General features: G+C 57.1%; 27 protein-coding genes. 22 read left to right on the top strand and 5 right to left on the bottom strand.

From position 1 onward, the window contains the following. Positions 1 to 129: 129 nt before the first annotated feature. The 14 genes from phnC to phnP all read left to right on the top strand — a co-directional run bounded on the left by phnC (position 130) and on the right by phnP (position 10,924). Positions 130 to 918 carry a phosphonate ABC transporter ATP-binding protein gene (gene phnC, locus FDX09_RS14360; protein ID WP_137347408.1) on the top strand — a complete coding sequence of 263 codons (789 nt, stop codon included), beginning with the start codon at positions 130 to 132 and terminating at the stop codon, positions 916 to 918. Positions 919 to 941: 23 nt separating this feature from the next. Beyond that, positions 942 to 1,958, top strand: coding sequence for a phosphonate ABC transporter substrate-binding protein (gene phnD / locus FDX09_RS14365; protein ID WP_137347409.1), 1,017 nt, complete (start codon positions 942 to 944; stop codon positions 1,956 to 1,958). 80 nt (positions 1,959 to 2,038) lie between these two features. Next, positions 2,039 to 2,818, top strand: a complete 780-nt coding sequence (gene phnE / locus FDX09_RS14370) for a phosphonate ABC transporter, permease protein PhnE (protein ID WP_038636402.1) — start codon at positions 2,039 to 2,041, stop codon at positions 2,816 to 2,818. 20 nt (positions 2,819 to 2,838) lie between these two features. Continuing rightward, on the top strand, positions 2,839 to 3,564 hold the full coding sequence (phnF, locus tag FDX09_RS14375) for a phosphonate metabolism transcriptional regulator PhnF (RefSeq protein WP_137347410.1): 726 nt from the start codon (positions 2,839 to 2,841) through the stop codon (positions 3,562 to 3,564). After that, positions 3,565 to 4,017, top strand: coding sequence for a phosphonate C-P lyase system protein PhnG (gene phnG / locus FDX09_RS14380; RefSeq protein WP_137347411.1), 453 nt, complete (start codon positions 3,565 to 3,567; stop codon positions 4,015 to 4,017). Then, positions 4,014 to 4,598, top strand: a complete 585-nt coding sequence (phnH, locus tag FDX09_RS14385; RefSeq protein ID WP_003031824.1) for a phosphonate C-P lyase system protein PhnH — start codon at positions 4,014 to 4,016, stop codon at positions 4,596 to 4,598. Before phnG ends, phnH begins: the two co-directional genes overlap by 4 nt. Then, on the top strand, positions 4,598 to 5,665 hold the full coding sequence (locus tag FDX09_RS14390) for a carbon-phosphorus lyase complex subunit PhnI (RefSeq protein ID WP_137347412.1): 1,068 nt from the start codon (positions 4,598 to 4,600) through the stop codon (positions 5,663 to 5,665). Before phnH ends, FDX09_RS14390 begins: the two co-directional genes overlap by 1 nt. Before the next feature lie 46 nt (positions 5,666 to 5,711). Beyond that, complete coding sequence (gene phnJ, locus FDX09_RS14395) at positions 5,712 to 6,503, top strand: alpha-D-ribose 1-methylphosphonate 5-phosphate C-P-lyase PhnJ (RefSeq protein WP_230592289.1); 792 nt, start codon at positions 5,712 to 5,714, stop codon at positions 6,501 to 6,503. Further along, on the top strand, positions 6,500 to 7,258 hold the full coding sequence (gene phnK / locus FDX09_RS14400) for a phosphonate C-P lyase system protein PhnK (RefSeq protein WP_038636380.1): 759 nt from the start codon (positions 6,500 to 6,502) through the stop codon (positions 7,256 to 7,258). The genes phnJ and phnK overlap by 4 nt, the downstream gene beginning before the upstream one ends. Positions 7,259 to 7,365: 107 nt before the next feature. Then, the gene (phnL, locus tag FDX09_RS14405; protein ID WP_137347413.1) at positions 7,366 to 8,046 is read left to right on the top strand and encodes a phosphonate C-P lyase system protein PhnL; all 681 of its coding nucleotides are present in this window, start codon (positions 7,366 to 7,368) and stop codon (positions 8,044 to 8,046) included. After that, positions 8,043 to 9,179, top strand: coding sequence for an alpha-D-ribose 1-methylphosphonate 5-triphosphate diphosphatase (phnM, locus tag FDX09_RS14410; RefSeq protein ID WP_085049652.1), 1,137 nt, complete (start codon positions 8,043 to 8,045; stop codon positions 9,177 to 9,179). Before phnL ends, phnM begins: the two co-directional genes overlap by 4 nt. 2 nt (positions 9,180 to 9,181) lie before the next feature. Then, entirely contained in the window at positions 9,182 to 9,736 is a 555-nt protein-coding gene (gene phnN / locus FDX09_RS14415; RefSeq protein WP_137347414.1) for a ribose 1,5-bisphosphokinase, read from the top strand. Next, a complete protein-coding gene (phnO, locus tag FDX09_RS14420; protein WP_069325128.1) occupies positions 9,723 to 10,157 on the top strand; it encodes an aminoalkylphosphonate N-acetyltransferase in 435 nt (144 codons plus the stop codon). Before phnN ends, phnO begins: the two co-directional genes overlap by 14 nt. An 8-nt stretch (positions 10,158 to 10,165) precedes the next feature. Next, a complete protein-coding gene (gene phnP / locus FDX09_RS14425; RefSeq protein WP_137347415.1) occupies positions 10,166 to 10,924 on the top strand; it encodes a phosphonate metabolism protein PhnP in 759 nt (252 codons plus the stop codon). 51 nt (positions 10,925 to 10,975) lie between these two features. Here the strand turns inward: phnP and FDX09_RS14430 are convergent, their stop codons facing one another. The 4 genes from FDX09_RS14430 to FDX09_RS14445 form a co-directional block, all read right to left on the bottom strand. Next, positions 10,976 to 11,317, bottom strand: coding sequence for a HigA family addiction module antitoxin (locus tag FDX09_RS14430; RefSeq protein ID WP_038636361.1), 342 nt, complete (start codon positions 11,315 to 11,317; stop codon positions 10,976 to 10,978). 19 nt (positions 11,318 to 11,336) lie between these two features. After that, complete coding sequence (locus tag FDX09_RS14435; protein WP_038636359.1) at positions 11,337 to 11,639, bottom strand: type II toxin-antitoxin system RelE/ParE family toxin; 303 nt, start codon at positions 11,637 to 11,639, stop codon at positions 11,337 to 11,339. Between the two features lie 155 nt (positions 11,640 to 11,794). Continuing rightward, positions 11,795 to 12,124 (bottom strand): DDRRRQL repeat protein YjdP, encoded by a 330-nt coding sequence (gene yjdP, locus FDX09_RS14440; protein WP_069325126.1) that lies wholly within the window; start codon positions 12,122 to 12,124, stop codon positions 11,795 to 11,797. A 69-nt stretch (positions 12,125 to 12,193) separates the two neighbouring features. Then, on the bottom strand, positions 12,194 to 14,458 hold the full coding sequence (locus FDX09_RS14445) for a hybrid sensor histidine kinase/response regulator (RefSeq protein ID WP_137347416.1): 2,265 nt from the start codon (positions 14,456 to 14,458) through the stop codon (positions 12,194 to 12,196). Between the two features lie 114 nt (positions 14,459 to 14,572). Between FDX09_RS14445 and FDX09_RS14455 the strand changes: the two genes are divergently transcribed. From FDX09_RS14455 to FDX09_RS14480, 6 genes are all read left to right on the top strand, one after another. Continuing rightward, the gene (locus tag FDX09_RS14455; RefSeq protein ID WP_069325124.1) at positions 14,573 to 16,096 is read left to right on the top strand and encodes a sugar ABC transporter ATP-binding protein; all 1,524 of its coding nucleotides are present in this window, start codon (positions 14,573 to 14,575) and stop codon (positions 16,094 to 16,096) included. Then, on the top strand, positions 16,089 to 17,084 hold the full coding sequence (locus tag FDX09_RS14460) for a ribose ABC transporter permease (RefSeq protein WP_038636347.1): 996 nt from the start codon (positions 16,089 to 16,091) through the stop codon (positions 17,082 to 17,084). The genes FDX09_RS14455 and FDX09_RS14460 overlap by 8 nt, the downstream gene beginning before the upstream one ends. Before the next feature lie 88 nt (positions 17,085 to 17,172). Next, complete coding sequence (locus FDX09_RS14465) at positions 17,173 to 18,114, top strand: ABC transporter substrate-binding protein (protein WP_042312943.1); 942 nt, start codon at positions 17,173 to 17,175, stop codon at positions 18,112 to 18,114. Between the two features lie 118 nt (positions 18,115 to 18,232). Next, positions 18,233 to 18,916 (top strand): D-lyxose/D-mannose family sugar isomerase, encoded by a 684-nt coding sequence (locus FDX09_RS14470; RefSeq protein ID WP_085049648.1) that lies wholly within the window; start codon positions 18,233 to 18,235, stop codon positions 18,914 to 18,916. 14 nt (positions 18,917 to 18,930) lie between these two features. Beyond that, on the top strand, positions 18,931 to 19,791 hold the full coding sequence (locus tag FDX09_RS14475; RefSeq protein WP_110496213.1) for a ketose 1,6-bisphosphate aldolase: 861 nt from the start codon (positions 18,931 to 18,933) through the stop codon (positions 19,789 to 19,791). Beyond that, a complete protein-coding gene (locus FDX09_RS14480; protein ID WP_121529848.1) occupies positions 19,788 to 20,792 on the top strand; it encodes a carbohydrate kinase family protein in 1,005 nt (334 codons plus the stop codon). The genes FDX09_RS14475 and FDX09_RS14480 overlap by 4 nt, the downstream gene beginning before the upstream one ends. A gap of 3 nt (positions 20,793 to 20,795) precedes the next feature. On the opposite strand, the gene FDX09_RS14485 is transcribed toward FDX09_RS14480, so the two are convergent. Then, on the bottom strand, positions 20,796 to 21,527 hold the full coding sequence (locus tag FDX09_RS14485) for a response regulator transcription factor (protein WP_042312951.1): 732 nt from the start codon (positions 21,525 to 21,527) through the stop codon (positions 20,796 to 20,798). Between the two features lie 288 nt (positions 21,528 to 21,815). Here FDX09_RS14485 and fdhF point away from each other — a divergent pair, with 288 nt between their 5' ends. Both fdhF and yjcO read left to right on the top strand, forming a co-directional pair. Then, positions 21,816 to 23,963, top strand: a complete 2,148-nt coding sequence (gene fdhF / locus FDX09_RS14490; protein WP_079225655.1) for a formate dehydrogenase subunit alpha — start codon at positions 21,816 to 21,818, stop codon at positions 23,961 to 23,963. A 90-nt stretch (positions 23,964 to 24,053) separates the two neighbouring features. Beyond that, a complete protein-coding gene (gene yjcO / locus FDX09_RS14495) occupies positions 24,054 to 24,743 on the top strand; it encodes a Sel1 family TPR-like repeat protein YjcO (RefSeq protein WP_038636323.1) in 690 nt (229 codons plus the stop codon). Positions 24,744 to 24,762 lie beyond the last annotated feature (19 nt).

The following is a 24,762-nucleotide window of genomic DNA, read 5'->3' on the forward strand; positions in this document are numbered from 1 at the left end:
AACGGGAGGCTTGTCCTCCCGTACTGTCATCAAAAATCGCTCAACTCTTCATCGTTGAGTAACCATCCCTTAACGAAAACGTCACATTGATCCGCCACGATGGGGCCACTTTTTTAGGGAGGCCGCATCATGCAAACGATTATCCGCGTCGAGAAACTCTCCAAATCCTTCAACCAGCATCAGGCGCTCAATGCGGTTGATCTGAACATCTGTTCCGGTGAGATGGTGGCTCTGCTTGGGCCGTCTGGCTCCGGCAAATCCACCCTTTTACGTCATTTAAGCGGTTTGATCACCGGGGATAAATCGCCCGGTAGCCATGTTGAGCTGTTGGGTCGCACCGTCCAACACGAAGGTCGGCTGGCACGCGATATCCGCCAAAGCCGCGCCCACACCGGCTATATCTTCCAGCAGTTCAATCTGGTTAACCGTCTGACGGTACTGGAGAACGTCCTGATTGGCGCGCTCGGCAGCACGCCATTCTGGCGCACCTGTTTTAGCTGGTTCAGTCAGGAGCAGAAACAGCGCGCGCTCCAGGCGCTGACCCGCGTTGGCATGGCGCACTTTGCGTATCAGCGCGTTTCCACGCTTTCGGGCGGGCAACAGCAGCGCGTCGCTATCGCCCGGGCGCTGATGCAGCAGGCCAAAGTGATCCTGGCCGACGAGCCTATTGCCTCGCTGGACCCGGAATCCGCACGCATCGTAATGGATACCCTGCGCGACATTAATCAGACCGACGGCATCACCGTGGTCGTCACGCTGCACCAGGTGGATTACGCCCTGCGCTATTGCGAACGCATCGTCGCGCTGCGCCAGGGCAACGTCTTCTTTGACGGCAGCAGCCAGCATTTTGATAACGATCGATTTGACCATCTCTACCGCAGCATGAACCGCGTCGAACAGAACGCGCAGGCTGCCTGACATCCCCACAATGAGGAATGGAAATGAGCTATAAGACAGTTGCCGCGCTGGCCTTTACCAGCATGTTTAGTCTCAGCACCCTGCTCACCCCGGTCCATGCCGAAGAGCAGGAAAAAGCGCTGAACTTCGGCATTATTTCGACCGAATCACAGCAAAACCTGAAGCCGCAGTGGGAACCGTTCCTGAAGGACATGGAAAAGTCTCTGGGTGTAAAAGTGAACGCCTTCTTCGCCCCGGACTACGCCGGGATCATCCAGGGAATGCGCTTTAACAAAGTCGATATCGCCTGGTACGGCAACCTCTCGGCAATGGAAGCGGTGGATCGCGCTAACGGACAAGTGTTTGCCCAGACCGTCGCCGCCGACGGTTCTCCGGGGTACTGGAGCGTGTTGATCGTTAACAAAGATAGTCCGATCAACAACCTGAACGATCTGATCGCCAAACGTAAAGATCTGACCTTCGGCAACGGCGATCCCAACTCCACGTCAGGCTTCCTCGTCCCCGGTTACTACGTCTTCGCCAAAAACAACATCTCCGCCAGTGATTTCAAACGCACCGTTAACGCCGGACACGAAACCAACGCGCTGGCCGTTGCCAACAAGCAGGTCGATGTCGCCACCAACAACACCGAAAACCTCGACAAACTGAAAACTTCCGCACCGGAAAAACTGAAAGAGCTGAAGGTGATCTGGAAGTCACCGCTGATCCCGGGCGATCCGATCGTCTGGCGTAAAAACCTCTCCGAAACCACCAAGGACAAGGTGTACGACTTCTTTATGAACTACGGCAAAACGCCGGAACAGAAAACCGTACTTGAACGCCTGGGCTGGGCGCCGTTCCGTGCCTCCAGCGACCTGCAACTGGTGCCAATTCGTCAACTGGCGCTGTTTAAAGAGATGCAGGGCGTGAAGGACAACAAAGGGCTGAACGAGGAACAGAAAGCCAGCAAAACCTCGGCGCTGAAAGCGCAGCTCGACGATCTGGACCGTCTGACCGCCGCGCTGGGCGCTATGACCAGCGTCACCAAAGCGGTGCAGTGATTTGTAGACCGGATTGTAGGCCGGATAAGCGCAGCGCCATCCGGCCTACCACGCAAAGACACGTACCAACGGAGCTAAACATGCAAACCATCACCGTCGCCCCGCCCAAACGTAGCTGGTTCTCGCTACTGAGCTGGGCCATTCTTCTCGCCGTGTTGGTGGTCTCGTGGAAAGGTGCCGAAATGGCTCCGCTCACGCTGATCCAGGATTCCGGCAATATGGCGACCTTCGCCGCCGACTTCTTCCCGCCGGACTTCAGCCAGTGGCAGGACTATCTCGGTGAAATGGCCGTCACCCTGCAAATCGCCGTCTGGGGTACTGCCCTCGCCGTGGTGCTGTCGATTCCTTTCGGCCTGATGTGCGCCGATAACCTCGTGCCGTGGTGGATTTACCAGCCGATGCGCAGAGCGATGGACGCCTGCCGCGCCATCAACGAAATGGTCTTCGCCATGCTGTTCGTGGTCGCCGTCGGCTTAGGTCCGTTCGCCGGGGTGATGGCGCTGTTTATCCACACTACCGGGGTGCTCTCCAAGCTGCTTTCCGAAGCGGTAGAAGCCATTGAACCGGGCCCGGTAGAAGGCATTCGCGCCACCGGGGCCAACAAAATTGAAGAGATCCTCTACGGCGTTTTGCCGCAGGTGATGCCGCTGCTGATCTCCTACTCGCTGTACCGTTTTGAATCCAACGTTCGCTCGGCCACGGTGGTCGGCATGGTGGGCGCAGGCGGTATCGGCGTGACCTTATGGGAGGCGATCCGCGGCTTCCAGTTCCAGCAAACCTGCGCCCTGATGGTGTTAATCATCGTCACCGTCAGCCTGCTGGATTTCCTTTCCCAGCGTTTGCGTAAGCACTTTATCTGATTAACGAGGCATTGATTGCTATGCACTTGTCTACACATCCGACCAGTTATCCAACGCGTTATCAGGAAATTGCCGCGAGACTTGAGCAGGAGCTTCGTCAACATTATCGCTGCGGGGACTATCTGCCCGCCGAGCAGCAGCTTGCCGCGCGCTACGAGGTGAATCGCCATACCCTGCGCCGCGCCATTGACCAGTTGGTTGAGCGCGGTTGGGTTCAACGTCGCCAGGGCGTCGGCGTGCTGGTGCTGATGCGCCCGTTTGATTACCCGCTCAATGCCCAGGCGCGTTTCAGTCAGAACCTGCTGGACCAGGGTAGCCACCCCACCAGCGAAAAACTGCTGGCGGTGCTGCGCCCGGCCTCCAGCCATATTGCCGACGCGCTCAGCATTAACGAAGGCGACAACGTGATTCACCTGCGCACTCTGCGCCGGGTTAACGGCATCGCCCTGTGCCAAATCGACCACTATTTTTCCGACCTCACGCTGTGGCCGCTTATGCAGGGCTTTAACAGCGGCTCGCTGCATGACTACTTACGCGAACAGTCCGGTCTGACGCTCCTGCGCACGCAAACGCGCATCAGCGCCCGCCGGGCCCAGGCCAAAGAGAGCAAGGTGCTGGAAATCCCCAACATGGCGCCGCTGCTGTGCGTGCGCACTCTGAACAACCGTGAAGGCGAAGAGCAGGCGGCGGAATACTCCGTCAGCCTGACCCGCGCCGACATGATCGAATTCACTATGGAGCACTGAATGCATTTCGATACCGCCACCCGCCAGCGCTGGATGCGCGCGCTGGCTTACAGCAATGCCGATGCGCTGAACGCCCGCATCAACGCGCTCAAACTGACGCCGGACTATGAACTTATCCGCGCACCGGAATGCGGACTGATGCAAATCCAGGCCCGCATGGGCGGTACCGGCAATCGCTTCTTTGCTGGCGACACCACGCTCACCCGCGCGGTGGTGCGCCTGACGAGCGGCACGCTGGGTTACAGCTACCTGCTGGGACGTAACAAACACCATGCCGAGCAGTGCGCGGTGATTGACGCCCTGCTGCAGGAACAAACGCATTTCCAGAACCTAATGGAAACCTTGATTGCCCCGCTGGAAGCGGAACGCGATGCGCTGATTAGCGCACGCCGTGCCGAAGTCAACGCCAGCCGGGTCGACTTCTTCACGCTGGTACGCGGAGATAACGCATGACCTTACAAACCGCTTTTAATTTACCCGTTCAGGATGCGCAGCAGAGCTTTCGTCGCCTGCTGAAAGCCATGAGTGAACCGGGCGTGATCGTCGCCCTGCATCAACTGAAACATGGCTGGCAGCCGCTGGGCCTGGCAACCACCAGCGTGCTGCTGACGCTGGTTGATGGCGACACGCCGGTCTGGCTGGCGCCGTCGATGGATAACGATATTGCCCGGCAGAATCTGCGTTTTCATACCAACGCGCCGCTGGTGGATCAGCCACAGCTGGCGGCGTTTGCTGTCGCCGACGAACGCATCAGCAGCGAACAGCTAAACGCCCTCTCCGCCGGTTCCGCCGTCGCGCCAGAGACCAGCGCCACGCTGATTGTTCAGGTCTCTGGCTTAAGCGGCGGACGTATGCTGCGTCTGACCGGCGCCGGTATCGCCGAGGAACGCATGATCGCGCCGCAGCTGCCGGAATGCCTGATTCACGAACTCACCGAACGCCCGCATCCGTTCCCGCTGGGGGTCGATCTGATCCTCACCTGCGGCGAACGCCTGCTGGCTATTCCGCGAACGACTCATGTGGAGGTGTGCTGATGTACGTCGCTGTCAAAGGGGGCGAAAAGGCGATAGCCAGCGCCCACGCCCTGCAGGAAAACCGACGCCGGGGCGAGGAGACCATTGCCGAACTGAGCGTCGCGCAAATCGAACAGCAGATGAACCTGGCCGTCGATCGGGTGATGACCGAAGGCGGCATCGCCGACCGCGAACTGGCGGCGCTGGCGCTAAAGCAGGCCAGCGGCGATAACGTCGAAGCCATCTTTTTGCTGCGCGCCTATCGCACGACGTTGACAAAGGTGGCAGTCAGCGAACCGATAAACAGTGCGGAAATGCGCCTTGAACGCCGAATCTCCGCGGTCTACAAGGACATTCCCGGCGGGCAACTGTTAGGTCCAACCTACGATTACACCCATCGCCTGCTGGATTTTACCCTGCTGGCCAATGGTGAAACGCCGCCGCTGCGCTGCGCGGATAACACGCAGGATGCCTCCCCGCACGTCTTTTCCCTGCTGGCAAACCAGGGGCTGGCAAAACGCGAAGAAGATAACGGCGACGCACCCGACGATATCACTCGCACGCCGCCGGTTTACCCGTGCTCGCGTGCCTCACGCCTGCAACAGCTGATGCGCGGCGACGAGGGCTATCTGTTGGCACTGGCCTACTCCACCCAACGCGGTTACGGACGCAACCACCCGTTTGCCGCCGAGATCCGCAGCGGCTACGTCGCGCTGGAAACCGTACCGGAAGAGCTGGGATTTGCGGTGAACGTCGGCGAACTGCTGATGACGGAGTGTGAAATGGTCAACGGCTTTGTCGCGCCAGAGAACGAATCTCCCCATTTTACCCGCGGCTACGGTCTGGTGTTCGGCATGAGCGAACGTAAAGCGATGGCGATGGCGCTAGTGGACCGCGCCTTACAGGCGGCCGAATACGATGAAACGGTCACGGGACCGGCGCAGGACGAAGAGTTCGTGCTGGCGCATGCGGATAACGTCGAGGCGGCGGGTTTTGTATCGCACCTCAAACTCCCCCATTACGTCGATTTCCAGGCCGAACTGGAACTGCTCAAACGCCTGCAACAGGAGGCCACCCGTGACCGCTAACCTCTCCGGCTACAACTTTGCGTATCTTGATGAACAGACCAAACGCATGATCCGCCGCGCCATTCTGAAAGCGGTAGCCATCCCCGGCTATCAGGTCCCATTTGGCGGACGTGAAATGCCGATGCCCTACGGCTGGGGCACGGGCGGCATTCAGCTTACCGCCAGCGTGATTGGCGAACCGGACGTGCTGAAGGTGATTGACCAGGGCGCGGACGACACCACCAACGCCGTGTCGATCCGCAATTTCTTCAAACGCGTGACGGGAGTGGCGACGACGGAACGTACCGAAGACGCCACGCTGATCCAGACCCGCCACCGCATCCCGGAAACCCCCTTGGTGGAAGATCAGATAATCATCTTCCAGGTGCCAATCCCTGAGCCGCTGCGCTTTATTGAACCGCGCGAAACGGAAACCCGCACCATGCACGCGCTGGAAGAGTACGGCATCATGCAGGTGAAACTGTATGAAGATATCGCCCGCTTCGGCCATATCGCCACGACCTACGCCTATCCGGTGAAGGTCAATAACCGCTACGTCATGGACCCGTCGCCCATCCCGAAATTCGACAATCCGAAGATGGACATGATGCCGGCCCTGCAACTGTTTGGCGCTGGTCGTGAAAAGCGCATCTATGCCGTTCCACCTTACACCCGCGTAGAGAGCCTCGATTTCGACGATCACCCGTTTACCGTGCAGAGCTGGGATGAGCCTTGCGCCATCTGCGGCTCTACCCACAGCTATCTCGATGAAGTGGTGCTCGATGACACCGGCAAACGCATGTTTGTCTGTTCCGACACCGACTACTGCCGCCAACAGAGCGAGGCTCTCAGCAAATGACGCAACCGCTGCTTTCAGTCAACAACCTGACTCATCTCTACGCGCCGGGCAAAGGCTTCAGCGACGTCTCGTTTGACCTGTGGCCTGGCGAAGTGCTGGGCATCGTCGGCGAGTCCGGTTCCGGCAAAACCACCCTACTGAAATCAATCTCTTCACGTCTGACGCCACAGAACGGTGAAATTTTGTATCAGAACCGTTCGTTGTACGACATGAACGAGGCCGACCGCCGCCGTCTGCTGCGCACCGAGTGGGGCGTGGTGCATCAGCATCCGCTGGATGGCCTGCGCCGTCAGGTTTCCGCAGGCGGCAATATCGGCGAACGCCTGATGGCCACCGGCGCGCGCCACTATGGCGACATTCGCGCCACCGCGCAGCGTTGGCTGGAGGAGGTGGAGATCCCCGCCTCACGTATCGACGACCTGCCGACCACCTTCTCCGGCGGCATGCAGCAACGCCTGCAGATCGCCCGTAACCTCGTCACCCACCCGAAGCTGGTGTTTATGGATGAACCCACCGGCGGGCTGGACGTATCGGTACAGGCCAAACTGCTGGATCTGCTGCGCGGCCTGGTGGTGGAACTGGATCTGGCGGTGGTGATTGTCACCCACGATCTGGGCGTGGCGCGTCTGCTGGCGGACCGTTTGCTGGTGATGAAACAGGGTCAGGTGGTGGAAAGTGGGTTAACCGACCGCGTGCTCGACGATCCGCATCATCCGTATACCCAGTTATTGGTGTCGTCCGTATTGCAGAACTGATTTTTTGTTGTGCCCGATGGCGCTGCGCTTATCGGGCCTACCTGGATCGCACTTTTGTAGGCCGGATAAGGCGCAGCCGCCATCCGGCAAAAAATCTCGAGGCAAAAATGATTCGCGTTGAAAATGTCAGTAAAACCTTCGTGCTCCACCAGCAAAACGGCGTACGTCTGCCAGTGCTGCAAAACGCCACTCTGGCAGTGAAAAGCGGCGAATGCGTGGTGCTGCACGGTCACTCGGGCAGCGGTAAATCCACGTTGCTGCGTTCGCTGTACGCTAACTACCTGCCGGATAAAGGGCACATCCACATTCGCCACAGCGATGAATGGGTCGATCTGGTGCAGGCCCCGGCGCGCAAAGTGCTGGAAGTTCGCCGTTCAACCATCGGTTGGGTAAGTCAGTTTCTGCGCGTGATCCCCCGTGTCTGCACCCTGGATGTGGTGATGCAGCCGCTGCTGGATCTCGGCGTATCCCGTGAAGAATGCGCCGCGAAAGCCGCCAGCCTGTTAACGCGTCTCAACGTACCAGAACGCCTGTGGCACCTGGCGCCATCGACCTTTTCCGGTGGCGAACAGCAGCGCGTTAACATCGCCCGTGGGTTTATCGTCGATTACCCTATTTTGCTGCTCGATGAGCCGACCGCCTCATTGGACGCCAAAAACAGCACTGCCGTGGTGGCGTTGATTGAAGAGGCGAAAGCCCGCGGCGCAGCCATTGTCGGTATTTTTCACGATCAAACCGTGCGCGACCGCGTAGCGGACCGTCTGCACCTGATGGGAACAACAGCATGATTATCAACAATGTAAAGCTGGTTCTGGAAGATGAAGTGGTGCAAGGATCGCTGGAAATTGCGGGCGGGGTTATTCGCGCCTTTGCCGAAACCCAGAGCCGTCTGCCGGAGGCTTTAGACGGCGAAGGCGGCTGGCTGCTGCCAGGGTTGATTGAGCTGCATACCGATAATCTGGATAAATTCTTCACCCCGCGCCCGAAGGTCGACTGGCCTGCCCACTCGGCGATGAGCAGCCATGACGCGCTAATGGTCGCCAGCGGCATTACTACCGTGCTGGACGCGGTGGCGATTGGCGACGTGCGCGACGGCGGCGATCGGCTGGAAAATCTGGAGAAGATGATCAACGCCGTGGAAGAGACGCAAAAACGCGGGGTCAATCGCGCCGAACACCGCCTGCATCTGCGCTGCGAACTGCCGCACCACACCACCCTGCCGCTGTTTGAAAAACTGGTCGGGCGCGAGCCGGTGACGCTGGTTTCACTGATGGATCATTCGCCGGGCCAGCGCCAGTTCGCCAATCGAGAAAAGTACCGCGAGTATTATCAGGGCAAGTATTCGCTCACCGACGAGCAGATGGCCCGCTATGAAGAAGAACAGTTGGCCCTCGCCGCACGCTGGTCGCAGCCCAATCGTAACGCCATCGCCCAGCTTTGCCGCGAACGTAATATCGCGCTAGCGAGCCATGACGATGCCACCAGCGAACATGTGCTGGAATCGCACCAACTTGGCAGCGTAATCGCCGAATTTCCTACCACTTTCGCGGCGGCTGAAGCCTCGCGCCAGCACGGAATGAACGTGCTGATGGGCGCGCCAAACATCGTGCGCGGAGGGTCCCATTCCGGCAATGTGGCAGCGCATAAGCTGGCTGAGCTGGGGTTACTGGATATTCTCTCCTCCGATTACTACCCCGCCAGCCTGCTCGACGCGGCATTTCGCGTAGCGGATGACGACGCCAACCGCTTTACGCTGCCGCAGGCGATTCGTCTGGTGACCCGCAATCCGGCGCGGGCATTGAATCTCGATGATCGCGGCGTTGTTGCCGAAGGTAAACGGGCGGATCTGGTGCTGGCACATCGCAAAGGCGGCAACATCCATATCGACCACGTCTGGCGTCAGGGCAAAAGGGTATTCTGACTATGGGGAAACTGATCTGGCTGATGGGGCCATCCGGCTCTGGTAAGGACAGTCTGCTGGCGGAACTCCGCCTGCAGGAACCCGCGCAACTGCTGGTGGCGCATCGATACATCACCCGTGCCGCTAACGCCGGGAATGAAAATCATATTGCGCTGAGCGAACAAGAATTTTTTACCCGCGCCGGGCAGAATCTGCTGGCGCTGAGCTGGCATGCAAACGGCTTCTACTACGGCGTGGGCGTGGAGATTGACCTCTGGCTGCACGCCGGTTTTGATGTGGTGGTCAACGGATCGCGCGCCCATCTGCCCCTGGCGCAGGCTCGTTATGGCGCGTCGTTACTTCCTATTTGCTTACAGGTTTCCCCAGCGATTCTACGGCAGCGTCTGCAGGCGCGTGGGCGGGAGAGTGAAACGGAAATCGCCGCCCGCCTTGAACGCGCGGCACGCTACGCGCCGTATGACTGCCACGTCCTCAACAATGATGGCAGTTTGCTACAGTCTGTCGATACACTGCTCGCACTGATGGGACGCAAGGAGAAGAAACATGTCTGTCTGTGAATTACGCCGTGCCACACTCTACGATACCGATGCGGTTTACGCGCTTATCTGTGAACTCAAGCAGGGACAATTCGATCGCCAGGCCTTTAGCGCCGGATACGCCGCGAATCTGCAAGATCCTAATATGCACTACCAATTGGCGCTGCTCGACGGAGAAGTCGTCGGCTTGATCGGTCTGCACCTGCAGTTTCATCTGCACCACGCCAACTGGATTGGCGAGATTCAGGAACTGGTGGTGATGCCACAGGCGCGAGGATTAACGGTAGGCAGTCAGCTACTGGCCTGGGCCGAAGCCACCGCGCGTGAAGCAGGCGCAGAAATGACCGAGCTTTCCACCAGCACCCAACGCCTTAACGCGCACCGTTTCTACCAGCGCGAAGGCTATACCCAGAGCCATTTCCGCTTCACCAAACCGTTGTAGGGGGAGTCATGAGTCTGACCATTACGCTGACGGGAACCGGCGGCGCGCAGTTGGTGCCGGCATTTGGCTGCGACTGCGCGGCCTGTCAGCGGGCGCGTTCACAGGCGCAATACCGTCGACGCCCCTGTAGCGGGGTGGTCAAATTCAATCATGCGGTAACCCTGCTGGACGCGGGGATCCCGCATCTGATGGACGACTGGCCAGCGGGCAGCTTTCAGCAGTTTCTGCTGACCCACTATCATATGGATCATGTGCAAGGACTGTTTCCGTTGCGCTGGGGCGTGGGGGCGAGCATCCCGGTGTACGGCCCACCGGATGAGCAGGGTTGCGACGATCTGTTTAAGCATCCCGGTATTCTCGATTTTAGCCATACCGTTGCGCCGTTCGTGGTATTTGACCTGCAAGGGTTGCAGGTGACGCCGCTGCCGCTCAACCATTCAAAGCTGACGTTTGGCTATTTTTTCGAGACCGCGCACAGCCGGGTGGCGTGGCTTTCCGACACCGCCGGGCTTCCCGATAAGACGCTGAAGTTTCTCCACAATAACCCACCGCAGGTGATTATCATCGACTGCAGCCATGCCCCGCGCGCCGAACCGCCGCGCAATCATTGCGATCTCAATACCGTCATCGCGCTGAACGAGGTTATCCGCTGTCCAAGGGTTATCCTGACGCATATCAGCCATCAGTTTGATCAGTGGCTGATGGAAAATCCGCTGCCGGCAGGCATTGAAGCAGGATATGACGGGATGGAGATTGTGCTGGATTAGCGAGATTTGCCGGACGCGGTGAAACACCTGCTCCGGCCTATAAGCAGCCTATCAGGCGACTTTCTTAGTGGCGACATTTCGCTGCGCGACAAAGTCTTTAACAGACATAATACGGTTCAGTTCTTCTTGCGCCCGCATATCATTTTCAACTTCCCACAGGTCAACCGCCGACTGTAGGTTGCGCCAGAAATCAACGGAGGTATCAAACGCTTTCGCCAGGCGAAATGCCATATCCGTTGTTAATTTGCGATTATTATTGACCAGCGCGCTCACCGTATTGCGGTGAACATGCAGTATTTCAGCTAGATCGTTAATTTTCAGATCGAGCGGCTCCAGGTATTCATATTGCAGGACATCACCCACAGTAGTTGGTTTTCTGGTTGCCTGTTTCATATCGTTACCTTACATTTTTCTAGTAGATGTGTGGGTCTAAGTACACATCTTCGGCCTTACCGTTAACCCATTTAAATATTAATCGGTACTGCTTATTTACTCTTATTGAAGAATATTCCTGTAACTTTCCGGTTAACTCTTCATATCTATTCCCAGGCGGCGAGCGCAAATCCCGATGCGAAACCGCCGCATTGATGATATCCAGCTTTCTGGCTAATGCGGTGTGAATATCCGCGGGTATTTTTCTGTGCGGTGTTGCCCGCTCAAAAAAATCTTCAAGCCATGTATCCCGAAAATTTCTGATATTTAATGATTTAGACATTCCATTGCCAACACCTTTTGCATAAGCATAAAGAGATTGTAGTGCATAGGTGCACTGTGCTCAAGTGCATTTATTAACATTAAGTTGGTGTGTTGGGCTCAATGGTAACTTTCATACCGAAAGTAAAATTATCACGCATATTGGGGAGTTAGATGCTAACGATCGTAATCCTCTTCCATTCTGCGTTCTTCGTCTTCTAACTGACGCCGTTCCTGATCAAGCTGACGCTGACGGTCATCCAGTTGGCGACGTCGATCTTCAAACTGGCGACGGCGATTATCATACTGCCTGCGCCGATCGTCACTCATCTGACGCTGCCAGCTTTCATCACGAGCGTCATCATAATCCCGCCCGTTGTCCGGTTTGTATGCGTCGTTAATCGCCTGCTGAATATTGCCGATGGCATCATCGATAATATCCGCCTGCGCCGAAACGGTGGTCATCATCAGCAGAGAGAAAAGTAAGAATGTCGCGGAGCGTTGCATAAAACCAGCCTCATCGAGAAACTCGCCCCACGGTAATCAAAGCGAATTTGCGCGGGTAGCGGAGGAATCTCAATTACGCGAATGCCGCAGCGCTTGCGCCAGTTCTGTGCGGGTAAAGGGTTTACGCAATAACGCCACATCCGGCAGCGCCGGGTTATGGGCCGGACGCAAATCCTGGCCGCTCATCAGCAGGATATTCAGCTGCGGATAATGTGCCTGGGCATGATTAACCACATCCACGCCGCTTAAACCACCGGGCAGCATGACGTCGCTAATAAAAATATCAATCTCGGATGAAGCTGCCAGCATTTGCATCGCCTGTTCCCCGTTGGCGGCTTCTAATGTCAGGTAGCCCAGCAGGTGTAATTGCTCACACAACGTCTGGCGCACATCAGCCTCGTCCTCAAGCACCAGCACCAGTTTTTCGCCACTATTAGCCGCGTGTTCCGCTATCGGTTCTGCCTCAGCCTGTACCGGCACTACGGCGCGAGGAAGCTGCAACCTGACCGTCGTTCCCTGCCCGGGAGCGCTTTCAATCTCCACACGCCCGCCGGACTGACGTACAAAGCCGTAGACCATTGATAACCCCAGCCCGCTGCCGCTGCCGGTCTGTTTGGTGGTGAAAAACGGTTCAAAGACCTGAGCTTTCACCTCCTGCGACATCCCGCAGCCCTGGTCGGCGACCTCCAGCATCACCATATCCTGCTTACGCCCATCGCTGCGCGTAACCCGCTGGTTCCAGGTACGGATTTTAATCGTGCCCGCCTGCCCGTCCATGGCGTCACGGGCGTTCATCACCAGATTGATAATGGCATTTTCCAGTTGGCTGACGTCAATCCACGCGGGCCAGGCGGGAGACTGGGCTTCAATCTCCAGCGTCAGCGTGGCCGGGAGCGAATGACGCATCAGTTCGCCCAGGTTTTCCAGCAGCGTTTTCAGCTCCACCGCGTGGGGATGCAAAGATTGCTTGCGCGAAAAGGCCAGCAGCCGCTGGGTAAGCAGCGCCCCACGCTCGGCGGCTTTAAGCGCCCGATTGACCCGCGGCGCATCGGGTGAGTCTGGGTTCACCAGGTCCAGACTGCCAATAATCACCGCCAGCAGGTTATTGAAATCATGCGCTAATCCGCCCGTCAGTTGCCCCACCGCCTTCAGCTTTTGGCTGTGCAGCAGCGCCTCTTCCAGTTCCTGGCGCTCGGTGCGGTCGATTTCCATTTGGCTGGTTTTTTCTTTGAGTAATCGGGTGGTGTGCTCCAGCGAAGCGGTGTTACGGGCAAAGACACTAAAAGCGCGGGCCAGTTCGCCCAGCTCATCGCGCCGCTGCAGGGCCGGAACGCTGACGTCCGATTCACCGTGCGCCAGCCGGGTCATCGCCTGCGAAATTGCCGTCAGGTTAGAGCCGAGGTTGCGATAGATATACCAACCGGCAAAACCGGTAATCACTACGGCCAGCAACGCAAACACCATAATAAACAACGCGCCGGATTGCAGTTCCTGATGGCTTTGCGCCACCCGCTGCTCAGAAATCAGCGCCACCTGCGAGGCATATTGATTGATATCGCTATTAAGGATCGCCACCAGCGCTTTGATATGAAACATATACCAGTTGATCGCCAGATCGCTCTGCTCCAGCGCGGAAGAAAGCGGCTCCAGCTTATGCAATTCCTGATTGAAATCGTTGAGGATTCTGCTTATCAACGGGCTGGAGTGATGTAAAGGCAGCGCGGTCATCACGCTGTCGAGTTGTTTCACTACCGATCGCGGCGTGGGAGTCTCAATGGCGGCAACGATCAAGCGGTCTATTTGCCCCAGCAGCATGTCATCCTGCGCGCCGGTAAGCGTTTGCAGATGGCGCAAATAGCTTTGATTCTGATACAGCGAACTGAGCAGCGCGTTACGTTCCAGATGCCGCCGCTGTCCGCGCTGCAACATACCTTCCACACTGCTTTGTAACTCATTGCTGCGCTGGATAATACGCTCGACCAGCACCGGCTCCTGCTGCGCCAGCGGGGCGCCAGCCAGTTGTTGCAGCGAATGCTTCAACGCCCGCTGGGTCTCCTGCAACCGCTCCGCTTCACCTTTGTATTCCAGCGCGCCGACCACCTGCGACAGTCGCACCGCCGCCGTTGCTACGTTCGCCGTATCACGCGCCAGGTTCATGCTGCCGGTCATGTCATCAACGGTTTGCTGCTGTACCTGCTCCTGAATTTGACTGGCATGCTGAAACCCCAGCACCGCCACGCCGCTCACCATCAGCGTGACCGCCACCACCAGCAGATTGAAGAACAGTAATCGTCCGCGCGCACTGGCGAAAAAGTGACGTCCCGGTTGCGGCATATCACGCTCCGTGAAGAAAAATCGCAATATGACAAATATGAACGGCTTCTGACATTTTGCATTTACATTCCTGTGATGGACTGCTGATATCGGCCACCCCACAGGAGATCCGCTATGAGCAGGACACCGGTTCTGGAGATGCGCAACATTGCCAAAGCGTTTGGCAAATTTTACGCGCTGAAAGGGGTCGATTTAACCGTCTGGCCGGGGGAGATTCATGCCCTGATGGGCGAGAATGGCGCGGGGAAAAGCACGCTGATGAAAATCCTCGCGGGCGCCTACACCGCCACCAGCGGCGAGATCCTGATTGATGGTCAGCCGTTCCACATTCGTGGACCAAAAGATGCGCTCAGCGCGGGCATCACGCTGATTTACCAGGAGATGCAGCTGGCGCCCAACCTGACGGTGGCGGAAAATATCTTTCTTGGCAGCGAGCTGTCGCGCGGCGGTCTGGTCCAGCGTAAAGAGATGGTGCTGCAGTCGCAGAAAGTCATCGACCGACTCGGCGCCCAGTTTAAGGCCAGCGATCGCGTGATGACGTTGACTATCGCCGAACAGCAGCAGGTGGAAATCGCCCGCGCTCTGCACCGTAACAGCCGCATTCTGGTGATGGATGAACCCACCGCCGCCCTCTCCTCACGTGAAACCCACCGCCTGTTTGAACTGATCATGCGCCTGCGCGATGAAGGGATGGCGATTATTTACATCAGCCACCGCATGGCCGAAGTGTACGAACTTTCCGATCGCGTCAGCGTCCTGCGCGACGGGCAATACGTCGGTAGCCTGACCCGCGACAAGCTCAACGCCCCTGAACTGGTGCGCATGATGGTGGGCCGTCCGCTAAGCGATCTGTTCAACAAAGAGCGCGATATTCCCTTAGGTAAAGCGCGCCTCAACGTCCACCACCTGACCGACGGTCATAAAGTCCAGCCGTGCAGCTTGTTGGTGCGCTCCGGGGAGATCGTCGGCCTCGCCGGGTTAGTTGGCGCCGGGCGCTCCGAACTGGCGCAACTGATTTTTGGCGTGCGTAAAGCCGTCGGCGGCATGATTGAAGTAGACGGTGAACCGGTGGTGATCCACTCCCCGCGCGAGGCGATTGATCACGGCATCGGCTTTCTGACCGAGAACCGCAAAGAACAGGGGCTGTTTTTAGAACTGGCGGCAGCAGAGAACATCACCATGGCGACGCTGGAGCGCGATGCCAACTGGGGTATGCTCGATCGCAAAAAGGCGCAGGCCATTTCCGATGACGCTATCAAACTGCTCAACATTCGCGTTCCGCACGCGCAGGTACGCGCAGGTGGGCTGTCCGGCGGTAATCAGCAAAAATTGTTGATCTCGCGCTGGGTGGCGATCGGCCCACGCATTTTGATCCTCGATGAACCCACGCGCGGGGTAGACGTTGGCGCGAAAAGCGAGATCTACCGGATCATGAACGACATGGCGCGCAAAGGCGTGGCGATCCTGATGATCTCCAGCGAATTGCCGGAAGTCGTTGGCATGAGCGATCGCGTGTACGTCATGCGCGAAGGCAGCATTGCCGGCGAGCTGAACGGACAAAGTATTACCCAGGAAAATATTATGACGCTGGCGACCGGCGTGAACGACTCCCATCATCAGGCGGTGCCCCATGAATAATCCAACCACTCCCCAGCAGGTGGCGAAATCCACCACCGCAAAAAAGATGCTGATGAGCGATCTGATGCAAACAGTCGGTATCTTGCCGATTTTGATCCTGATTGTGGCGGTATTTGGCTTTATCGCGCCCAACTTTTTCACCGAAAGCAACCTGCTGAATATTACCCGCCAGGCCTCGATCAACATCGTGCTGGCGGCTGGCATGACCTTCATCATTTTGACCGGCGGGATCGATCTCTCAGTTGGCTCGATTCTCGGCACCACCGCCGTTGCGGCGATGGTCGTTTCTCTTATTCCTGAGTTTGCCATGCTGTCGATTCCGGCGGCGCTGATGCTCGGCCTGGTGCTGGGGCTGTTTAACGGTGCGCTGGTGGCTTTTGCCGGGCTTCCGCCGTTTATCGTCACGCTTGGAACCTATACCGCGCTGCGCGGCGCGGCCTATCTGTTGGCCGATGGCACCACGGTGATTAACTCCAACATCAGTTTTGAATGGATCGGCAACAACTATCTCGGCCCGGTTCCGTGGCTGGTAGTCATTGCGCTGGCGGTGGTGGTGGTGTGCTGGTTTATTCTGCGCCGCACCACGCTCGGCGTTCATATCTACGCGGTCGGCGGCAACATGCAGGCCGCACGCTTAACCGGGATCAAAGTGTGGCTGGTGCTGCTGTTCGTCTACGGCATCAGCGGTTTGCTTTCAGGTCTGGGCGGGGTGATGAGCGCCTCGCGGCTGTACAGCGCCAACGGCAACTTAGGTATGGGTTACGAGCTGGACGCCATCGCGGCGGTAATCCTCGGCGGCACCAGCTTTGTCGGCGGGATCGGCACCATCACCGGCACGCTGGTGGGGGCGCTGATCATCGCTACGCTCAACAACGGCATGACGCTGATGGGCGTCTCCTATTTCTGGCAACTGGTGATCAAAGGGGCGGTGATCATCATAGCGGTGCTGATCGACAAATACCGTACCCGACATCATCAAAGTGCATAGACAAGCTTACTGGCCTACCCCTTCGCAGGCCTGATAAGCGCAGCGCCATCAGGCGTATAACAACAATACCCTACGTGAGGAAACGAGTATGCGTTTGAAGCCATTAGTGACCGCGCTCTGTGCTGGCGCACTGCTTGCTGCAGCTCCGTTTGTGCAGGCAAAAGAACTGAAATCGATCGGCGTTACGGTGGGCGACCTGGCGAACCCGTTCTTCGTGCAAATAACCAAAGGCGCGGAGCTGGAAGCACGAAAGCTGGCGGGTGATAGCGTCAAAGTGACGCTGGTCTCCAGCGGCTACGATCTCGGGCAACAGGTGTCGCAGATCGACAACTTTATTGCCGCCAAAGTCGACATGATCATCCTTAACGCCGCGGACTCCAAAGGCATCGGTCCGGCGGTAAAACGCGCGAAAGACGCCGGGATTGTGGTGGTAGCCGTTGACGTGGCGGCGGAAGGCGCAGACGCGACCATCACCTCCGATAACACTCAGGCGGGTGAAATGGCCTGCAAATACATTACCGACCGTCTGAAAGGGAAAGGCAACGTCGTCATCATCAACGGACCGCCGGTTTCCGCCGTCCAGAACCGTGTGGAAGGTTGCCAGACCGAGTTCAAACGCCATCCGGACATCAAAGTGCTGTCGTATAACCAAAACGCCAAAGGCAGCCGCGAGGGCGGGCTGGAGATCATGACCGCGCTGCTGGCGGCAAATCCGAAGATCGACGGTGTATTCGCCATTAACGATCCCACGGCGATCGGTGCCGATCTGGCGGCAAAACAGGCGCAGCGTAACGAATTCTTTATTGTCGGCGTCGACGGATCGCCAGACGGTGAAGAGGCGCTGAAGCGCGAAAACTCATTATTTGTGGCGACGCCAGCACAAGATCCGCAGGTGATGGCTGCCAAAGCGGTCGAAATCGGCTATGACATACTGCAGGGGAAACCCGCCCCAAAAGAGCCCGTGCTGATCCCGGTAACAATGATCGATAAAAACAACGTTGCCAATTATAAAGGTTGGACGGTGAAATAACCCGCCACAGCAACGCCGGATAGCGGCAAAATGCCTTCTCCGGCCTACAAGATCGGTATCAATTTGTAGGCCGGAGAAGTGCAGCGCCATCCGGCATTATTCTAAGGAGAATTCTGCGATGAAACGCTCCGCAATAAACGAAATCCTTGGCCACACGCGCCAGTTTTTTTCTCTGCACGATGTGCACCTCCCCCCTTTCGCCAGTTTCCCGCCGACCCAATGGCGCAAGCTTGATGCCTCTGCCTGGAGCGAAGTTTTCGACCTTAAGCTCGGTTGGGATGTCACCGCATTTGGCGGCAACAATTTCGCCGCGCAAGGGTTAACGCTGTTCACCCTGCGTAATGGCTCGCCGAAAGGTATGCCTTACGAGAAATGCTACGCCGAGAAAATCATGCATGTTCGCGAGGCGCAGGTCACGCCGATGCATTTTCACTGGCGCAAACGCGAAGACATTATCAATCGTGGCGGCGGTAATTTAATTGTGGAACTGTGGAATGCGGGGCTCCGGGAGCAAACAGAGGATAGCGACGTGAACGTGGTGATTGATGGCTGTCGGCAAACCCATGCCGCGGGCAGCCAACTACGCCTGACGCCGGGGGAGAGCATCTGCCTGCCGCCGGGCCTGTATCACAGCTTCTGGGCGGAAAAAGGTTTTGGCGACGTGCTGGTTGGCGAGGTCTCATCTGTTAATGACGACGACCACGATAACCATTTTCTGCAACCTATCACCCGTTATAACGACATTGAAGAAGATGAACCGGCGCAGCTGGTGCTGTGTAACGAGTATCGCCTGTTCCGCTAACCAAGGAGCGCATTATGCCGTTAATATCCCTCGCCGATGGCCTGGCCCATGCCCGCGAGCACCGCTATGCTTTAGGCGCGTTTAACGTTCTGGACTCACATTTCCTGCGCGCCCTGTTTGCCGCGGCTAAACAGGAACGTTCGCCGTTCATTATCAACATCGCCGAAGTACATTTTAAATATATCTCGCTGGATTCTCTGGTCGAAGCGGTCAAATTTGAAGCCGCCAGGCACGACATTCCGGTGGTGCTGAACCTTGACCACGGCCTGCACTTTGAGTCAGTGGTGCGGGCGCTACGCTTAGGTTTCAGTTCAGTGATGTTCGATGGCTCCACGCTGGAGTATGAAGAAAATATCCGCCAGACCCGCGAAGTGGTGAAGATGTGCCACGCCATCGGCGTCTCGGTGGAAGCCGAACTGGGCGCAGTGGGTGGCGATGAAGGCGGCGCGCTGTACGGTCATGCTGACGAATCGTTGTTTACCGACCCGATGATGGCGCGTGATTTCGTCGACAGAACCGGAATTGACGCGCTGGCGGTCGCCATTGGCAATGCGCACGGCAAATATAAAGGCGAACCGGTGCTCGACTTCCCGCGTCTGGACGCTATTCGCCAGCAGGCGGCGATCCCGCTGGTACTGCACGGCGGCTCCGGCATCAGCAATGACGATTTCAAGCGCGCAATTGAACTCGGTATTCACAAAATCAACTTCTACACCGGCATGTCGCAGGCGGCGCTGACAGCGGTAGAGTCACGGATGGCCAATCGCCAGCCGCTGTACGACGAGTTTGCCGAACTGCTGCTGGCTATTGAAGAGGCCATTACCGATACCGTTTCAGAACAAATGCGCATTTTTGGCAGCGCGGGGCAGGTCTGATGGAACGCAAAGGCGTTATCGCCGCAGGCAACATGCTGGTCGATCATGTCCATCAAATTGTGCAATGGCCGGAACGCGGCTGGCTGGCGGAAATCACTCGAAGCGAACGCGCCACGGGTGGTGCGCCGCTGAACGTGCTGCTGACGCTGGCGAAAATGCACACCGGATTGCCGCTGCAGGCGGTGGGGTTAATCGGTCAGGACAGCGACGGCGACTACATCATGGCGATGCTGGAGCAGTATCACGTTAATCGCCAGCATGTGCAGCGCACCACATTCGCCCCCACGTCGATGTCGCAGGTGATGACCGACCCCAGCGGGCAGCGAACCTTTTTTCACTCGCCCGGCGCCAATCGACTACTGGACTTACCCGCCTTTGAGCAACTGGATACCTCGATGAAAATCTTCCATCTTGGCTATCTGCTGCTGCTCGACAGTCTGGACATGCCGGATGAGGAGTACGGGACGCGTAGCGCACGGCTGCTGGCGCAAATGCGCGACAACGGCTTTGAAACGTCCCTGGATCTGGTGTCGCGTAAGGGCGACCCGCGCTACCAGCCTCTGGTGATGCCGGCCCTGCGCCATCTCGACTATCTGGTGATTAACGAGCTGGAGGCCGGAGAGTTCAGCGGGCTGGAGATTCGCCAGCCCAACGGCGAGCTGCATATTCCCCATATCGCTACCGCCGCGCGCGAACTGCTGGATGCAGGCGTGCGCCAGCGGGTGGTGATTCACTGTCCGGAAGGCGCCTGGGGTGAAGAACCGGATCGAGCCGGCATCTGGATACCGTCACAGTTACTGGCGCAAGAAGAGATTGTCGGCAGCGTCGGCGCAGGAGATGCGTTTTGCGCCGGATTTTTGTATGGCTGTCATGAGCGCTGGTCGCTGGCAGACAGCATCAGACTGGCACACGCCTGTGCGCGCGCAAGCCTGCTGTGCGCCAACGCGATAGATGGCGCGAAAACGCTGGCAGAGTTAAAAGCGACTATGGCTGATGGCTGACGCTCACGCCGCCTTATCGTGATGCTGCACATCGGCGGCAAACACATAGCCCAGCCCGCGCAGGGTTTTGATCAGCATTGGCTGGTGCGGGTTGTTCTCTATTTTGCGCCGCAGCCGCATGATTAACACATCAATGGTGCGGTCAAATACCTCAACGCTGTCGCTGCGCGTCAGTTCCAGCAATTGCTCGCGGCTGAGCACCCGACGAGCGTTTTGCGCCAGCGCCAGCAGCAGGCTGTACTCACCCTGCGTCAGTTCCACCTTCAGTTGCTGAGGATTATGTAACTGGCAACCGGCGGTATCCAGATGCCAGCCATTAAAGGAAAGCCCCGTGGTTTGCGGGCTGCCGCTTTCAGGCGTCAACACGCCCACGCGTCTGAGCACCGCCTTTACCCGTGCCACCAGCACCCGCGCATTGAACGGTTTCCCAATATAGTCGTCAGCGCCCATTTCCAGCCCGACCACCACATCCGACTCACTACCTAAGCCCGTCAGCATGACTACCGGTAATCCGGGCCTCATCTTTTGCACCTGCTGCAGCACCATCAGACCGTTGATATCGGGCAACATCATGTCCAGCAATACCAGAGCAATATCCGGCTGAGTCTCAATGCAGCGCAGCGCCTCCTGTCCGCTATGGCACGCGCTCACTGCAAAGACGTGCTCGCTCAGCACATCCTGTAATAGCGTGCAGACAGCCTCGTCATCATCCACAACCAGTATGGCTGGCTTCATTGTTTTTCCCCATTTCTGGCCAACTTAAATGAGTGTGATTGATTCTGCACAGAGTGACAGCGATAAGGCACAAGGATATGCGGGAAACATAACCTCGGTCACACTGCCGGACCGTCACGTATTGGAGATTCGTCACGTCAAATATGACGACAGCCTGTTTTTCGTCAGAGTTTTGACCAAAAATCGCCCGTAATATCGACTAATGCCCCTGAAAAAAACATGGCATAAAAGATGCATAAGCAAAGCGACAAGCGCGTATGCGCGATTTGATTAACTGGAGCGAGACCGATGAAAAAAGTCGTCACGGTTTGCCCATATTGCGCATCAGGTTGCAAAATCAACCTGGTGGTCGATAACGGCAAAATCGTCCGGGCTGAGGCGGCGCAGGGGAAAACCAACCAGGGTACCCTGTGTCTGAAGGGCTACTATGGCTGGGATTTTATTAATGATACCCAGATCCTGACCCCTCGTCTGAAAACCCCAATGATCCGTCGCCAGCGTGGCGGCAAACTGGAATCTGTTTCCTGGGATGAAGCGCTGAATTACGTCGCCGATCGCCTGAGCGCCATCAAAGCGAAGTACGGCCCGGACGCTATTCAGACGACCGGTTCATCTCGCGGTACAGGTAACGAAACCAACTATGTAATGCAAAAATTCGCGCGCGCCGTTATTGGTACCAATAACGTCGACTGCTGCGCTCGCGTCTGACACGGCCCTTCGGTTGCAGGTCTGCACCAATCGGTCGGTAACGGCGCAATGAGTAATGCTATCAATGAAATTGATAACACGGATTTAGTGTTCATCTTCGGGTATAACCCGGCGGATTCCCACCCGATCGTGGCGAATCACGTGATTAACGCTAAACGTAACGGGGCGAAAATTATCGTCTGCGATCCGCGCAAAATTGAAACCGCGCGTATTGCCGACATGCACATCGCGTTGAAAAACGGCTCGAACATCGCGCTGCTCAACGCCATGGGGCATGTCATCATCGAAGAAAAACTGTACGACCAGGCGTTCGTCGCCTCCCGTACGGAAGGATTCGAAGAGTACAGCAAGATTGTCGAAGGCTATACGCCGGAGTCCGTCGAAGATATCACGGGCGTTAGCGCGCACGATATTCGTCAGGCTGCACGTATGTACGCCACGGCGAAAAGCGCGGCAATTCTGTGGGGCATGGGTGTGACCCAGTTCTATCAGGGTGTGGAAACCGTGCGTTCACTGACCAGCCTCGCGATGCTGACCGGTAACCTCGGTAAGCCAAGCGTAGGCGTTAACCCGGTTCGTGGCCAGAACAACGTTCAGGGCGCATGCGACATGGGCGCGCTGCCGGATACCTATCCGGGCTATCAGTACGTGAAATTCCCGGAAAACCGCGAGAAATTCGCTAAAGCCTGGGGCGTGGAAAGCCTGCCTGCGCATACCGGCTATCGCATCAGCGAACTGCCGCACCGTGCGGCGCATGGCGAAGTGCGCGCGGCGTACATTATGGGTGAAGATCCATTACAGACCGATGCTGAGCTCTCCGCAGTGCGCAAAGGCTTTGAGGATCTGGAACTGGTCATCGTGCAGGATATCTTCATGACCAAAACCGCCGCTGCCGCAGACGTTATTTTACCGTCTACGTCATGGGGCGAGCATGAAGGCGTCTTCTCTGCGGCGGACCGTGGCTTCCAGCGCTTCTTTAAAGCCGTTGAGCCGAAGTGGGATCTGAAAACGGACTGGCAGATTATCAGTGAAATCGCCACCCGTATGGGCTACCCGATGCACTACAACAACACCCAGGAAATCTGGGACGAGTTGCGTCATCTGTGCCCGGATTTCTACGGCGCCACTTACGAGAAAATGGGCGAACTGGGTTATATCCAGTGGCCTTGCCGCGACACCTCAGATGCCGACCAGGGTACGTCTTACCTCTTCAAAGAGAAGTTTGACACCCCGAACGGCCTGGCGCAGTTCTTCACCTGCGACTGGGTAGCGCCAATCGACAAACTCACCCCAGAGTACCCGATGGTACTGTCGACGGTGCGTGAAGTCGGCCACTACTCTTGCCGTTCGATGACCGGTAACTGTGCGGCGCTGGCCGCGCTGGCGGATGAGCCGGGCTATGCCCAGATCAACACCGCTGACGCAGAGCGTCTGGGTATTCAGGATGAAGATCTGGTGTGGGTTAACTCACGTAAAGGCCGGGTTATTACCCGCGCGGCAGTCAGCGATCGTCCAAACAAAGGCGCGATTTACATGACCTACCAGTGGTGGATTGGGGCATGTAATGAACTGGTAACCGAGAACTTAAGCCCGATTACCAAAACGCCGGAGTATAAATACTGTGCCGTTAACGTTGAACGCATTGCCGATCAGCGCGCTGCCGAACAGTATGTTATTGATGAGTACACCAAGCTGAAAGCCAGCCTGCGCGAAAGCGCGATGGGTTAAGCCTGAGCCTACGGCCTCCATTCGGAGGCCGTTTTTTTATGCACGCGATCTCTTTATACTGTCTACTCCGTACCCTAAATAAAACTCAAAATGAAACAACTTCTTGCATTGATGTTCTTCGTGACATTCTTTGCCCATGCCAGTGATACTGAACCCGGAAGCCAGTATCTACAGGCAGCAGAGGCAGGTGACCGACGCGCGCAGTATTTCCTCGCCGATACCTGGTTCAGTTCAGGCGATTTAAGCAAAGCCGAATACTGGGCGCAAAAAGCCGCCGACAACGGTGATGCGGATGCATATGCTTTGCTGGCGCAAATTAAGATAACCAACCCGGTCAGTCTGGATTACCCTCAGGCCAAAACGCTGGCGGAAAAAGCGACGCAGGCGGGCAGTAAGGCCGGGGAAATTACGCTGGCGCGTATTCTGGTGAACACCCAGGCAGGCCGCACCGATTACCCCAAAGCCATTACCTTGCTGCAAAACGCCTCCGAGGATCTGGAAAATGACTCCGCCGTCGACGCGCAAATGCTGCTCGGACTGATTTACGCCAACGGCGTCGGTATTCCTGCTGACGATGAGAAAGCGACGTGGTATTTCAAGCGTAGTTCAGCCATTTCCCGCACCGGGTATTCCGAATACTGGGCCGGGATGATGTTCTTAAACGGCGAGCAGGGTTTTATCGAGAAGAATAAACAGAAAGCGCTGCACTGGTTGAATCTGAGCTGTATGGAAGGATTCGATACCGGCTGCGAAGAGTTTGATAAGTTAGCCAACGGCTAATGGTTTGCATTGCCGGATG

It is taken from the genome of Citrobacter sp. wls717 (assembly GCF_005280955.1).
GTDB lineage: Bacteria > Pseudomonadota > Gammaproteobacteria > Enterobacterales > Enterobacteriaceae > Citrobacter > Citrobacter werkmanii.

Excerpts from the sequence above, each read along its gene's own strand:
- phnC (WP_137347408.1), top strand. The coding sequence starts at position 130 with ATGCAAACGATTATCCGCGTCGAGAAACTCTCCAAATCCTTCAACCAG.
- phnD (WP_137347409.1), top strand. The coding sequence starts at position 942 with ATGAGCTATAAGACAGTTGCCGCGCTGGCCTTTACCAGCATGTTTAGT.
- phnE (WP_038636402.1), top strand. The coding sequence starts at position 2,039 with ATGCAAACCATCACCGTCGCCCCGCCCAAACGTAGCTGGTTCTCGCTA.
- phnF (WP_137347410.1), top strand. The coding sequence starts at position 2,839 with ATGCACTTGTCTACACATCCGACCAGTTATCCAACGCGTTATCAGGAA.
- phnG (WP_137347411.1), top strand. The coding sequence starts at position 3,565 with ATGCATTTCGATACCGCCACCCGCCAGCGCTGGATGCGCGCGCTGGCT.
- phnH (WP_003031824.1), top strand. The coding sequence starts at position 4,014 with ATGACCTTACAAACCGCTTTTAATTTACCCGTTCAGGATGCGCAGCAG.
- FDX09_RS14390 (WP_137347412.1), top strand. The coding sequence starts at position 4,598 with ATGTACGTCGCTGTCAAAGGGGGCGAAAAGGCGATAGCCAGCGCCCAC.
- phnJ (WP_230592289.1), top strand. The coding sequence starts at position 5,712 with ATGATCCGCCGCGCCATTCTGAAAGCGGTAGCCATCCCCGGCTATCAG.
- phnK (WP_038636380.1), top strand. The coding sequence starts at position 6,500 with ATGACGCAACCGCTGCTTTCAGTCAACAACCTGACTCATCTCTACGCG.
- phnL (WP_137347413.1), top strand. The coding sequence starts at position 7,366 with ATGATTCGCGTTGAAAATGTCAGTAAAACCTTCGTGCTCCACCAGCAA.
- phnM (WP_085049652.1), top strand. The coding sequence starts at position 8,043 with ATGATTATCAACAATGTAAAGCTGGTTCTGGAAGATGAAGTGGTGCAA.
- phnN (WP_137347414.1), top strand. The coding sequence starts at position 9,182 with ATGGGGAAACTGATCTGGCTGATGGGGCCATCCGGCTCTGGTAAGGAC.
- phnO (WP_069325128.1), top strand. The coding sequence starts at position 9,723 with ATGTCTGTCTGTGAATTACGCCGTGCCACACTCTACGATACCGATGCG.
- phnP (WP_137347415.1), top strand. The coding sequence starts at position 10,166 with ATGAGTCTGACCATTACGCTGACGGGAACCGGCGGCGCGCAGTTGGTG.
- FDX09_RS14430 (WP_038636361.1), bottom strand. The coding sequence starts at position 11,317 with ATGAAACAGGCAACCAGAAAACCAACTACTGTGGGTGATGTCCTGCAA.
- FDX09_RS14435 (WP_038636359.1), bottom strand. The coding sequence starts at position 11,639 with ATGTCTAAATCATTAAATATCAGAAATTTTCGGGATACATGGCTTGAA.
- yjdP (WP_069325126.1), bottom strand. The coding sequence starts at position 12,124 with ATGCAACGCTCCGCGACATTCTTACTTTTCTCTCTGCTGATGATGACC.
- FDX09_RS14445 (WP_137347416.1), bottom strand. The coding sequence starts at position 14,458 with ATGCCGCAACCGGGACGTCACTTTTTCGCCAGTGCGCGCGGACGATTA.
- FDX09_RS14455 (WP_069325124.1), top strand. The coding sequence starts at position 14,573 with ATGAGCAGGACACCGGTTCTGGAGATGCGCAACATTGCCAAAGCGTTT.
- FDX09_RS14460 (WP_038636347.1), top strand. The coding sequence starts at position 16,089 with ATGAATAATCCAACCACTCCCCAGCAGGTGGCGAAATCCACCACCGCA.
- FDX09_RS14465 (WP_042312943.1), top strand. The coding sequence starts at position 17,173 with ATGCGTTTGAAGCCATTAGTGACCGCGCTCTGTGCTGGCGCACTGCTT.
- FDX09_RS14470 (WP_085049648.1), top strand. The coding sequence starts at position 18,233 with ATGAAACGCTCCGCAATAAACGAAATCCTTGGCCACACGCGCCAGTTT.
- FDX09_RS14475 (WP_110496213.1), top strand. The coding sequence starts at position 18,931 with ATGCCGTTAATATCCCTCGCCGATGGCCTGGCCCATGCCCGCGAGCAC.
- FDX09_RS14485 (WP_042312951.1), bottom strand. The coding sequence starts at position 21,527 with ATGAAGCCAGCCATACTGGTTGTGGATGATGACGAGGCTGTCTGCACG.
- yjcO (WP_038636323.1), top strand. The coding sequence starts at position 24,054 with ATGAAACAACTTCTTGCATTGATGTTCTTCGTGACATTCTTTGCCCAT.